This window comes from Streptomyces sp. NPDC045470 (assembly GCF_040646595.1).
In the GTDB taxonomy this organism is placed as follows: Bacteria; Actinomycetota; Actinomycetes; order Streptomycetales; family Streptomycetaceae; genus Streptomyces.
Window position 1 is genome coordinate 186,810 of sequence record NZ_JBEZAN010000007.1, and the last position, 11,772, is coordinate 198,581.

The 11,772-nt window shown below is 72.7% G+C and carries 12 protein-coding genes; 5 read left to right on the top strand and 7 right to left on the bottom strand.

All coding sequences use genetic code 11. The features are described 5' to 3' along the window. Positions 1 to 28: 28 nt before the first annotated feature. Positions 29 to 826, top strand: a complete 798-nt coding sequence (locus AB0A97_RS21830) for a MerR family transcriptional regulator (RefSeq protein ID WP_361152408.1) — start codon at positions 29 to 31, stop codon at positions 824 to 826. Further along, positions 823 to 1,746 (top strand): hypothetical protein, encoded by a 924-nt coding sequence (locus AB0A97_RS21835; protein ID WP_361152411.1) that lies wholly within the window; start codon positions 823 to 825, stop codon positions 1,744 to 1,746. The genes AB0A97_RS21830 and AB0A97_RS21835 overlap by 4 nt, the downstream gene beginning before the upstream one ends. Here the strand turns inward: AB0A97_RS21835 and AB0A97_RS21840 are convergent. The 6 genes from AB0A97_RS21840 to abc-f form a co-directional block, all read right to left on the bottom strand. Next, positions 1,662 to 2,621, bottom strand: coding sequence for a chlorophyllase (locus tag AB0A97_RS21840; RefSeq protein ID WP_361152414.1), 960 nt, complete (start codon positions 2,619 to 2,621; stop codon positions 1,662 to 1,664). The two genes, AB0A97_RS21835 and AB0A97_RS21840, sit on opposite strands and share 85 nt — an antisense overlap. A gap of 158 nt (positions 2,622 to 2,779) precedes the next feature. After that, positions 2,780 to 2,971 carry a hypothetical protein gene (locus tag AB0A97_RS21845; RefSeq protein WP_361152417.1) on the bottom strand — a complete coding sequence of 64 codons (192 nt, stop codon included), beginning with the start codon at positions 2,969 to 2,971 and terminating at the stop codon, positions 2,780 to 2,782. A 419-nt stretch (positions 2,972 to 3,390) separates the two neighbouring features. Further along, complete coding sequence (locus AB0A97_RS21850; protein ID WP_361152419.1) at positions 3,391 to 3,738, bottom strand: hypothetical protein; 348 nt, start codon at positions 3,736 to 3,738, stop codon at positions 3,391 to 3,393. Positions 3,739 to 3,922: 184 nt separating this feature from the next. Further along, complete coding sequence (locus tag AB0A97_RS21855; protein WP_361152421.1) at positions 3,923 to 4,486, bottom strand: CGNR zinc finger domain-containing protein; 564 nt, start codon at positions 4,484 to 4,486, stop codon at positions 3,923 to 3,925. A gap of 47 nt (positions 4,487 to 4,533) precedes the next feature. Then, positions 4,534 to 6,357 (bottom strand): ABC-F family ATP-binding cassette domain-containing protein, encoded by a 1,824-nt coding sequence (locus tag AB0A97_RS21860; RefSeq protein WP_361152424.1) that lies wholly within the window; start codon positions 6,355 to 6,357, stop codon positions 4,534 to 4,536. Between the two features lie 79 nt (positions 6,358 to 6,436). Continuing rightward, positions 6,437 to 8,071 (bottom strand): ribosomal protection-like ABC-F family protein, encoded by a 1,635-nt coding sequence (gene abc-f, locus AB0A97_RS21865; protein WP_361152426.1) that lies wholly within the window; start codon positions 8,069 to 8,071, stop codon positions 6,437 to 6,439. Between the two features lie 442 nt (positions 8,072 to 8,513). Here abc-f and AB0A97_RS21870 point away from each other — a divergent pair, with 442 nt between their 5' ends. Both AB0A97_RS21870 and AB0A97_RS21875 read left to right on the top strand, forming a co-directional pair. Further along, positions 8,514 to 9,476: a quinone oxidoreductase gene (locus AB0A97_RS21870; RefSeq protein ID WP_361152428.1), complete on the top strand. Its 963-nt coding sequence runs from the start codon at positions 8,514 to 8,516 to the stop codon at positions 9,474 to 9,476. 45 nt (positions 9,477 to 9,521) lie between these two features. After that, complete coding sequence (locus AB0A97_RS21875; RefSeq protein ID WP_361152431.1) at positions 9,522 to 10,121, top strand: TetR family transcriptional regulator; 600 nt, start codon at positions 9,522 to 9,524, stop codon at positions 10,119 to 10,121. 127 nt (positions 10,122 to 10,248) lie between these two features. Here AB0A97_RS21875 and AB0A97_RS21880 read toward each other — a convergent pair whose 3' ends face one another. Then, the gene (locus AB0A97_RS21880; protein WP_361152433.1) at positions 10,249 to 10,617 is read right to left on the bottom strand and encodes a helix-turn-helix domain-containing protein; all 369 of its coding nucleotides are present in this window, start codon (positions 10,615 to 10,617) and stop codon (positions 10,249 to 10,251) included. A 135-nt stretch (positions 10,618 to 10,752) separates the two neighbouring features. On the opposite strand from AB0A97_RS21880, the gene AB0A97_RS21885 reads away from it, so the two are divergent. Next, the gene (locus AB0A97_RS21885) at positions 10,753 to 11,679 is read left to right on the top strand and encodes an ANTAR domain-containing protein (protein ID WP_361152436.1); all 927 of its coding nucleotides are present in this window, start codon (positions 10,753 to 10,755) and stop codon (positions 11,677 to 11,679) included. Positions 11,680 to 11,772: the final 93 nt, after the last annotated feature.

Consider the following 11,772-nt stretch of genomic DNA (forward strand, 5'->3'; position numbering starts at 1 on the left):
TCGCAGCGACAACGTTTCTACTGAAGCCATGCGCATCGGAGAACTCGCCGGCATCGTCGGCGTCACCACCCGTGCCGTACGGCACTACCACCGCACCGGGCTGCTGCCGGAGCCGCCGCGGCAGCCCAACGGCTACCGCGAGTACTCGCTGCGCGACGCCATCGAGCTGGCCCGGATCCGGCGGCTGGTCGAGCTCGGCCTGAGCCTGGACGAGGTCAAGGACGTGCTGGCGGACGACGCGGGCAAGGACCTCATCGAGATCCTCACCGAGCTGGACGCCGACCTGGCGCGCCAGGAGGAGGCCATCCGGCAGCGCCGCGCCCGCCTGGCCCGGCTGTTCGAACAGGCCGAGCGGACCGGCCGGTTGCCGGACGAGGCCCCCGTCTCGCCCGAGCTCGCGGCCGTCTTCGACGCCATGGCCCGCGCCTCGGCGCAGGTACCCGGACCGGAGCCGGCGATGGCGGCCAAGGAACGGCAGCTCCTCGCCCTGCTGGAGACCGGAGCACCGGGCGGCGACCGCGGCTGGTTCGACGGCCTGATGCATGCCTTCCGGGCCGATCCGGCGGCGATGCGGCGTGCGTACGAGGTCTATGCCCGGATGGACGAGCTGGCCGGGGCCGCCGAGAACGACCCGCGGGTGGAGCTGACCGCGCGGGCCATCGTCGACAGCATCCCGGACGAGGCGCTGCGGGCGATGAGCCTGCCGGCCGACGGCGACGCGGAGGAGGGCGACGGGTTCTCCGACGCCTTCTTCTCCGACTTCACCCCCGCCCAGGCCGCCGCCGTGTACCGCGCCATCGAACTGCTCAAGGAGCGTGCCGGGTGAAGACGCTGAGAAAGGCTGTGCGCCGGTCCTTCGCCGCGCTCGTGCCCGGCGAGCTGATACTCGTCCTGTGCGTGGCCGGCGGGGTGCGCATCGCCCCCGCCGTCCGGCTGGCCACCGAGCTGGCCGTGCTCACGCTCGCGGCCGCGGCCGCCGCGCTGATCGCCCTCGACCACCGCCGCCACCGCCGCGCCGGGCTCGGCCACCGCGCCGCCTTCGTCGCCGCGATCGCCGACGCCGTCCCGGCGGCGGTGCGCAAGCTGACCGCCCACGAGGTGTTCCTCTCCACCAGCTTCCTGCGCTGGGTGACCCGCCGCGGCCCGCACGGGGTGCGCGACGGCGACCTGCTCGTCCCGTACGCGCCGGGGCAGACGGCGACCATGTACGGCTTCCTGTTCGTCTGCGTCGTCGAGACCGTGGGGCTGGCCTTCCTGATCCCGTGGCCGGTGGTGCACGCCGTGACGCTCGTCCTCGACATCTGGGGCTGCTACTTCGTCATCGCCCTGCACGCCTCGTGCGTGGTGCGCCCGCACGTGGTCGGCGCCGACGGCTCGCTGCGCCTGCGCTACGGTGCCCTGCTGGACATCCGCATACCCGCCGGCCGGGTGGCAGCCGTCCGCCGGGAACAGAAGTTCCCGGACGGCAAGCTGGCCGTCGTGGACGAGAACGGTGTCGCCGACATGGCCGTGGCCGGCCGGACGACGGTCCTCGTCGAACTCACCGAACCGGTGAGCTTCGTACGCGCCCTGGGCAAACCCGCCGAGGCCCGCGCCTTCCGCTTCTACGCCGAGGACCCCGCGGCCGTCGTCACCGCGCTGAAAGCCGGCGCACCGTCCCGCTACTTGGCCTCGACCCGTCCGAACGCGTCAGGGCCGGACGCCAGCGCCTCGCACGCCGCCTCCCAGGCGGAGTCCCCGGGGTAGAGCTGCGACCGCAGGTAGGCCCAGGTGAGCCGCTGCACCGCGGACACCCGCTCGGGGCTCTCGTCCGTGGTCTCGGCGACGTCGTACCCGGAGACCCCGCCGAGACCGTGCTCCGCGCCGAACAGGGTGAGCAGGGACTTGGGGCCGGGGGCGAGGACGTACGGGTCGGCGTGCCAGTCGGGGCCCTGGACCGTCAGGTGGGAGGAGTCGTCCTGGTCGCCGGCGACCACGAGGGCGGGCGTCGTCATCCCGGAGAAGTCCATGGACGCGAGGAACGGGAGCGCCTCGGCCATGGCCTCGGTGAGGGCGTCGCCGCCCCTGCCGGGTGCGGCGAGCAGGACACCCGCCGTGATCCGGGGCTCTCTCAGGTCGACCACCGTTCCGTCGTCCGGGTCGGTGAGCCGGGCGCCGAGCAGCAGACTCGCGGTGTGCCCGCCCATCGAGTGCCCGGCCACGGCGATCCGGTCGCGGTCCAGGCGCCCGGGAAGCTGCGGGACCGCCGCTTCGAGCACGTCGAGCCGGTCGAGGATGTGCCGCATGTCCTCGGCCCGCGAGCGCCAGTGCAGGGGCGCGCCGGGGGTGGCGGGGTCCAGGTTCAGTGTCCTGGAACTGAGGTGGGTGGGCTGGATCACGGCGAAGCCGTGCGCCGCCCAGAAGTTGGCGAGCGGCGCATAGCCGTTCAGCGAGGAAAGGTGGTGGGAGGGGCCCTGGCCGTGCGAGAGGAGGACGACCGGCAGGTCGCTCCCGGTCACCGGCGCGGAGATCCGTAGCTGGAGGTCCACGGCCCGGCCGGGTACGGGCAGCGTCACCGGGCCGACCGAGAGGACGGGGGCGGGGGAGCCGGAGGTGCCGACCGGGGAACTCGTTGCATTCATGAGGCGCATGTCCCTTCAAGAGCCGCTGCCGGTGGCCGCGTCGGGCGGACACGGGAAGAGGCGGGCGGACGCGTCCGGCTACGGCACCAACCGAAGCGGAACGCTGTTCCGTTTACGATATGGAACGGCGTTCCGCTTTGTCAACGGAGGTCGGGCGCCTACAGGCCGAGGTCCAGGGCCAGGCACGAGAAGTGGTTCCACGAGCCTTCGGGGTGGTGTGTGTGCTGCGCGCGGCTCTCCGGTGAGGGCTGCTCCGTGACCATGTCCTCGAACGGGATGCGCTCGGGCAGCGTGCCGAACTTGGCCTGCCGGGCCGCTGTCGAGGTGTCCGTCGTGTTGCCGGTGTTCATCGCGGGCCTCCGTAGGGGCGGGTGTGGAACGACTCTGGCAGGCGTCGCGTCACCGGTCAAGGGGGTGACGGTAAAAGGGTGTGACGGGTGCGGCGGTGTCGGGTGGGGCGGAACGGAGCCGGGGGTGCACCCGGCAACTCGGGTGCCTGGTAAGGCCGGTGGGTCGTGCGCCGAAGCCGGTGCTCAGCTCCACCCGACGTGGAACGCAAGGGGCAACGAGCGCAGGGCGTCCAGCTCGGGCGCGGCCGCCACGACCCGCTGCCCCGCCACCACGGGCGCCGAATTGTAGATCTTGCGCAAGGTGAAGCCCGTCCCGAACGTTCCTGAGTGCCCGGCCCGGTCCCGACCCGCAACCGATGCGGCTCATACCGGATCATGATGCTCTCCGACCGCGTGGCCGGGCAGGAGTCGAACGCGGATCACAGCTCCGGGTCCGTCATGCGGGCCAGCCGCACGGGGGTGAGGCCCGTACTGTCGAGCAGCCGGCGGGCCGGACGCCGGACCACCGAGACCGGGCCCACGCTGTCCCACGAGGTGTGCAGCCGCGCTTCCGCGCACACCAGGCCGACGAGCAGCACGGCGGCCCCACGGTCGGTCGACACCGCTCCGTCCTGGATGCCGGAACGGTGGGTGAGGGACGACGGGGGACGCCCGCCCGGTGTGGCGACGACGGTTTCGGCGTCGATTCCGTGCTGCTCCAGGACCGGCCGGACCAGGGCGGCCCGCGGCAACTCCAGGCCGACGGCGTGGTGGTTGAGCCCCGTCACGCCTTCCAAGGTGTGACTCGTCGGCAGGTGGCCGATGTCGTGCGGCAGCGCAGCGACCCGCAGCAGACCGTCCTCCGGGGGAAGTGTGCCGGTACGGGTCGGGCGGCGGTGTCGGCGGGACCTTGGGGGAGCTGAGACCTGACGGGCTGCCCATCCGGGCACTGTTGGGCAGCGGTTGGTGCCGTCAGCGTGCGGTAGTGGCGGGCGCGCCCCTCTTGCGCGCCCGGTAGGCAGCGGCCTTGATCTTGTTGCCGCAGGACTCCATGCCGCACCACTGCCGCCGCGCGCCCCGGGAACGGTCGATGTAGACACGCGTGCACTCGGGGTTCCCGCACTCCTTGAGCAGCGGCACGTCCGGCCCGCTCAGCAACTCCACCGCCAGGCGGGCCACGGCGGACAGCGCTTCCTCGGGGGTGGCGTCGGTGCGGCGGCCGGCGCTCGTCAGCTGTGGCGCCGCGGAGGGCTTCCGTGCGGCCTTGTTCAGTACGTCCAAGGCCCGGGCACCGAACGGCTCGCCGAGGCGTCGCGCGGTGATCAGCTCGTAGACCGCCTCCCGTAGGGACTTCGCGCGCTCCACGTCGGACGGCCGGGCAGGCGTCACGGAATCCACCAGCCCGGACTCCACGCACCACGCGGCCAGCCGCTCCGGCGTCGCGAACATCTCGAAGCGCACGGTGCGCCGGGCGCGGAGCGTCGCGGCGAAGTCGAGGGCGGGATGCCCGCAGACGAAGACGTGGTCGGTGTTCACGGTCACCATCCTGGCGGGTGACGAGCGGTGCGGCAAGGCGCGTCGCGTCACCGGTCGCAGGCACCGGGCCGGAACCTGCCTTCCGTGTCGTACGTGCTTCCCGTGCCGCGCATGCCGTCCGTGTCGTCCGTGTCGACCCTGCTCTCCGTGCCGTCCCTGCTCTCCGTGCCGTCCGAGGGCGCCGGGCGGCCGGAGCGCAGGCGCAGCCGGCGGCCGGTCCAGCGCCCGCGCAGCCACCGGTCGTGGCTGGCCACGACGATCGCGCCCGGCCCGGCGCCGAGGGCGTCCTCCAGTTCGTCGCACAGACGTGGCGAGAGGTGGTTCGTCGGCTCGTCGAGCAGCAGGAGGTGCGGCGGGTGTGCCACCAAGAGGGCCAGCGCGAGCCTGCGGCGCTGGCCGGCCGACAACTGCCCCACCGGCTTGTCGAGATCCGGGACGCCCAGCAGTCCCAGCGCGCCGAGCGGGACCGCCTCGGCCCGCTCGGCACCGAGCACGTGGGTGTACGTGTCGCGTGCCGAGCGGTCCGGGCGCTCGAACACGGTGTCCTGCGCCAGCAGGCCCACGGTCAGGCCGGGCCGTCTGCGCACCGCGCCCCCGCCCTCGGCGTCGAGCCGTCCGGCCAGCAGGGACAGCAGGGTCGACTTCCCGGCCCCGTTGTCTCCCGTGACCAGGAGCCGGTCCCCGGCGAGGACGTCCAGGCGCGCGATGTCCAGCCGACCGGGCACCCGCGCGTCCCGCAGCGCGACGAGCGGATCGTCCACGGGAGCGCTGCCCGGCGGACGACCGCCGCTCACCGGACCGCTCTCCGCCGGAGCACCGTCCACCGGCACGCCGGTCAGCGCCCCGGCGTGCAGGCGCAGCGGCTTCGGCGGCCTGCCGACCTGCGTCCGTTCCAGTTCGCCGAGCCGACGGGCGGCGTTGCGTACCCGCCGGGAGACCTGTTGCTGCACCCGGCCGGCCCGGTGGCCGTACCCCATCTTCTCGTGGTCCCGCGGCCCGCGGTCCGGGGCGACGCGGCGCGCGGTCACCCCGGCCGAGCGGCGCAGCGCCTCCAGTTCCTCCTGCTCCGCCGCGTACCGCTGTTCCCAGCGTTCGCGCTCCGCCCGTTTCTCGGCACGGTAGGCGCTGTAGTTGCCGCCGAAGCGAACCGGACCGTTCACCGCCGGGTCGAGATCGATCAGGTCGGTGCAGACCGCGTCGAGGAACGCCCGGTCGTGACTGGCCGCCACGACGGCGCCGGGCAGCGCGCGGATCTGTTCCTCCACGAAGGCGGCCGCTTCGTCGTCGAGGTGGTTGGTCGGCTCGTCCAGCAGGAGCGCGGCCGGTCGGCGGACGAGGAGCGCGGCCAGTGCCAGCCGGCCGCGCTGCCCGCCGGACAGCGAACCGAGCGTCCGGTCGTGTCCCAGCCCGCCGAGACCGAGCCCGTCGAGGACGATCGCGGCCCGCCGGTCGGCGTCCCAGGCTTCGCTCTCCTGGGCGTGTTCGAGCTGCTTCCCGTAGGCGTCCAGCAGTTCGGCGTGGCCGGGGTGGTCGTCCGGTGTGCCGGCGAGCAGCCCGGTCAGCCGGTCCAGTTCGGCCAGGTCGGCGCGGGTCTCCCGCAGGGCGTCGTCCAGCACCCGCGCGATCGTCGTGGCACCGTCGAACGGCATTTCCTGGTGCAGGAAGCCGAGGTCCCGCGGGCGGGTGACCTGGCCGGCGTCGGGCTGGTCCACGCCCGCGAGCAGGCGCAGCAGGGTCGATTTGCCGACACCGTTCTCGCCGATGAGGCCGACGCACCGGCCCGGGGAGACGGTGAGCGAGACGCCGTCGAGGACCCGGCGGGTCCCCAGCGTACGGACCAGGTCGTGGGCGAGCAGAGCGGCGCGGGGCATGGTGGTCCTCCTGAAGTGGGAGCGGTGGGCGGCCCGCCGGGTGGACACCTCGGACGCGGGCCGAGGCCGTTCCGCCGCCTCACACCTCGGGGGCCGCCGTCTCCCGCAGCTCGCCGCCGGCCAGCCGCAGCCACCGGTCGATCCCGACCCGGGCGAGGAACCGCTCGTCATGGCTGACCACCACGAACGCGCCCTGGTAGGACGCCAGCGCGCTCTCCAGTTGCCCGGCGCTGACCAGGTCGAGGTTGTTCGTCGGCTCGTCCAGGAGCAGCAACTGCGGGGCCGGTTCGGCGCACAGCACACAGGCCAGGGTGGCGCGCAGCCGCTCGCCGCCGGACAGCACATCGACCGGGAGATGCGCCCGGGAGCCCCGGAAGAGGAAGCGCGCGAGCAGGTTCATCCGTTCGGCCGCCGTACGGTGCGGCGCGAACGCGGCGAAGTTCTCGGCCACGGTCCGGGAGAGGTCGAGCACGTCCAGGCGCTGCGAGAGGTACGCGATCCGGCTGTCGGCCCGCTTGATCCGGCCCGCGTCGGGTTCGAGGCCGCCCTGCAACAGGCGCAGCAGCGTGGTCTTGCCGGCGCCGTTCGGGCCGGTCAGCGCGATGCGTTCGGGGCCCCGGATCGTCAGGTCGACCCCGCCGTCGGCGAACAGCTGCCGCTCGCCGTGGCTGACGCGCAGGCCCTCACCGAGGAACAGGTTGCGCCCCGCGGGCACGTTGGTGTCGGGCAGATCCAGCGTGATGCGCTGCTCGTCGCGCACGGCACGGCCCGCCTCGTCCAGCCGGGCCTTGGCCTCGCTGACCCGGGAGGCGTGCATCTGGCCCGCCCGGCCCGCCGACTCCTGGGCCCCGCGCTTCATGTTCCCGGCGAAGATGCGCGGCAGCCCCGCGTTCTTGAGGTTGCGCGAGGCGTTGCTCGCACGGCGGTCGGCGCGCTCCCGGGCCTGCTGCAACTCCCGCTTCTCCCGCTTGAGTTCCTGCTCGGCGTTGCGGACGTTCTTCTCGGCGACCTCCTGTTCGGCCTGTACGGCTTCCTCGTACGCGGTGAAGTTGCCGCCGTACAGCCGCAGGGCGCCCGGCTCCAGCTCGGCGATGCGGTCCATGCGGTCGAGCAGCGCCCGGTCGTGGCTCACCAGGATCAGGCAGCCGTTCCAGTCCTCCAGCACGTCGTAGAGCTTGTGCCGCGCGTCGAGGTCCAGGTTGTTCGTCGGCTCGTCGAGCAACAGGGCGTCGGGCCGCTTGAGCAACTGCGCGGCCAGGCCGAGCGAGACGATCTGACCGCCGCTGAGGGTGCTCAGGCCGCGGTCCAGGGTCAGTTCGGTGAGACCGAGCCGGTCGAGCTGCGCGCGGGTGCGCTCCTCGATGTCCCAGTCGTCGCCGATGGTCGCGAAGTGTTTCTCGTCCACGTCGCCGGACTCCACGGCGTCCAGGGCCCGGATCACCTCGGCGACGCCCAGCACCTCGGCCACGGTGAGGCCGGCGGCGAGCGGGAGGCTCTGCGGGAGGTGGCCGAGGGTGCCGGAGACGGTGACCGACCCGGCGGCGGGGCGCAGCTCACCGGCGATCAGCTTGAGCAGGGTGCTCTTGCCGGAGCCGTTGGGCGCCACCAGCCCCGTACGGCCGGCGCCCACGGTGAAGGACAGGTCTTGGAAGACGGGGGTGTCGTCGGGCCAGGAGAAGGACAGGTTCGAGCAGACGACGGAAGCGTCGGACATGGGGATACCTCGGAAAACACGACGGGCCCGGCAGACACCGGTGCCCGGAGAGCGGGCAGGAGGGCACGACAAGGCAGCCACCACGGCGGTGCGTCCGCGCACCGGCCGGCGGCCGTCAGGTCCGGGTATCACCCGGAGATGTCGTCGTCACCCGCCACAGCTACGTCTCCTCGATCCGAGATCAGTTCATCGCCAGGCTAACACCCGTACGCGGCAGGCGTGCACGACCGGCCCGGCGGGCGCCGGACCGCCGTACACCGCCGAACCGGCGCCGGGCCTGCCGCGCAGGGGCCACCGCCCGCAAAACTGGACTTGCGGGTCCATTTTCACCGTCCTACGCTGCGCCGCAGTTGACGGTCGACGGTGCGGGCATCCCGCCCCGCCCGCGAGCGATTCCCCTTCACCGCCCGCGAGTTCCCCACCCGCGAGAAAGGACATCCGCATGCACGCGATCCGTATGGACCGGCACGGCGGCCCCGAGGTCATGACGTGGACCGCGTTACCGGACCCGGCCCCTGGGCAAGGCGAGGTGCTCGTGCGGCTCGCCGTCGCCGGAGTGAACTTCATGGACGTCGGAGCCCGGACGGCCGGCGGACCCGGCTGGGCCGCTCCCGCGATTCTCGGCGTCGAGGGCGCGGGCCGGGTGACAGCCCTCGGAGCGGGCGTCGAGGGCTTCGCCCCAGGTGACCGCGTCGCCTGGTTCTACCACGCGGGCAGCTATGCCGAACTGCTCGCCGTTCCGCAGGATTCGTTGGTCAAGGTGCCCGACGAGGTGTCCGACGAGACCGCGGCCGCGGTCATGATGCAGGGCCTGACGGCTCACCACTTCACCACCGGGACCTACCGCGTCGGGCCGGGGGACACCGCTGTCGTGCACGCCGCGGCCGGCGGTGTCGGACTGCTGCTGACGCAGATGATCAAAGCTCGCGGTGGCCGGGTGATCGGGCTGGTGTCCCGGGAGGAGAAGGCGGCCGCGGCGCGGGAAGCCGGCGCGGACCATGTCCTGGTCTCTCGCGGCGAGGGCTTCGAAGGCCGGGTCAGGGATCTGACGGACGGCAAGGGCGCGCACGTGGTGTACGACGGGGGCGGTACCGCGACGTTCCGCTCCTCGCAACGGGCGCTGCGTCCCCACGGAGTCCATGCCTACTACGGGCCGTTCATGGGCGTCCCGTCCATCGCTCCGACCGACCTCCCCGACAGCACCTTTCTGACGTACCCCGTGGTGCACCACCATGTCCCCACGCGTGCGGCCCTGGTCCAGCACACCGGGGAGGTCTTCGACCTGGTACGGGAGGGACGGCTGACTCCTCGCATCGGAGGGCGGTACGCGCTGTCGGACGCCGCGCGGGCCCACACCGACCTCGAATCCCGCCGGACCACGGGCAAGCTCCTGCTCGTACCCTGACTGCTGCACCCCCCCATCCGGCCTCCGACGACAGGGAGTACCGCCATGCCGCTGACCCGCAAGGGCGCCGCCACCCGGCAGCGCATCGTCGAGGGCGCGGCGTCCGAGATGCGCCGGCTGGGCGTCTTCTCCCTGACGCTGGACGATGTCATGCAGCGCACCGCGACCAGCAAGAGCCAGCTCTTCCACTACTTTCCCGGCGGGAAGGACGAGCTGTTGCTGGCCGTGGCCCGCTACGAGGCGTCCGGCGTGCTCAGCGACCAGCAGCCGGAACTGGCGTCGCTGAACTCCTGGAGCGCCTGGCGGAGTTGGCGCGACAAGGTCGTCGAGCGCTACCGCAGGCAGGGCCCCAACTGTCCGCTCAACGCCGTCATGGGGCAGCTCGGTCCGACGACGGAGGGGGCCCGGGCCGTGGTGCGGGAACTCTACGCCCGGTGGCAGGCCGAGCTGGCCGCCGGCATCCGCAGCATGCAGGACCAGGGTGAGATCGACCCCGCCCTGGACGCCGAGCGCGGCGCACGGGCCCTGCTGGCCGGTATTCAGGGGGGCGTGCTGATTCACCTCACGACCGGGAGCCTGGAGCACCTGGAAGCGGCCCTGGACCAGGGGATCGAGTTCCTGCGCCGGTCGGCGGCGAAGGCGTAGGGCTGTACGCGGGCTCCGCCGCGACCGTTGCGCGACCGCTGTTCCACGCTGCGGCGTCCCCCGGCCGGACGGCCCGTCGGCTCGCCGGCCGCTGCGCCCCGGCTGGCGGCCCTCCTGTCACCGTCCGTCAGGCCGTGCTGGGGTGGCGGCGGTCGTCGGGTTGCGGGGTGCGGTCCTGCTCGTCCTGGACGAGCAGGGACAGCAGGGACGCCACGGTCAGGCCCGCTTCGGCCGGGTGGCGCAGCACCTTGCCGGGGTCGATCCGGTAGGTGTTGCTGCGGCCCTCGCGGGTGTGCGAGAGGTAACCGTCGCGCTCCAGGTCAGAGATGATCTTCTGGACGGCGCGTTCGGTCAACCGGCAGTGCGCCGCGATGTCACGGATACGGGCGGTGTGATTGTCGGCGATAGCGGCCAGTACCCGGGCGTGATTGGTCACAAATGTCCAGCCGCTGTGCGGTTCGGGCACCCCGTTGTTCGACTCGGTCAGTCCATCCATGCCCCAACTCTACCGACCGAACATTCACGCGTCTCGATACACGCAAGGATTTTCGTGTATTAGTTGACGTGTGTCTGTCGATGGGTGAGCCTGAGATGGACGGCGGACGAGCCGATGACGATGGGAGGGAAGGCCATGCCGGAAGCTGCTCACCGGGCGCGCCTCCCCGAGGGCCCCGCTGAAGGCAACGGGAACGGCGGCCCGCCGGCCGCGTGGACCCCGAGCCTGTCGCGGACCGAGGCCTCGCACTGTGGCGACCGCGCGGCGGTGGCGGTGCACGGAGAACTGGACCTGGCCGCCTGCGGAAAGGTCGAAAGCGGACTGCACGACGCCTTGAACCGCTCGTCCCGGGGCGTGGACCTCGACCTCGGCGCGGTGACGTTCTGCGACTGCTCCGGTCTCAACATGCTGCTGAGGCTGCGCCGGCGGGCTGCCGCGCAGGGCAAGACCGTCGTCATCGTCGCCAGCAGCCGCGCGGTCGAGCGGCTGCTGGAGCTGACGGAGGCGCGCGGCCTGTTCGTCTCGCCGGAGCCGCATCCCGACCCGGCTCCGCAGCCGCCCCCGGCTCCCGGCCTGGCCCTTGTCCCGCACCCCCACTCGGGCCACGACTCGAACCATGTCCCGCACGCCGCCTCGGACAGCGCCCCGCATCCTGCTCCGGACGGCAAACACCCGACGTTCTCCGCGATCGATGCCCCGGCACCGCACGATGACGCTTCCCGGAACCTGCCCACGGAGGTCGCGCAGCTACGCCGTGCGATGCAGACCCGCCCGGCCATCGACCTGGCCCGGGGCATCCTGATGGCCACCTTCACCCTGAGTCCGGAGGCCGCCTGGTCCGTCCTGGTCAGCGCTTCCCAGAACACCAACATCAAACTGCACCGTCTCGCTCAAGACCTGGTCGACAGCGTTCAGGGGGCTGCGTTGCCCGAAGCGGTACAGGGGCAACTGGGGGCCGCGGTCGCCAAGGCGAGGGCGGCCCCGACGGTTCCGGCGCAGTCGGGTACGGCCACCGTCCGGAACACCGTGCCCGAGCCGTGGCGTACGGCGCCCGGTGAGTAGCCACGGGGCCGGCCCGGCGTCGGCGCCCCCGCCCGACTCCGCGGACCCGGCAGGCGGTCAGGCGCCCCCTCGCCCAGTTGATGGATTCCGGCA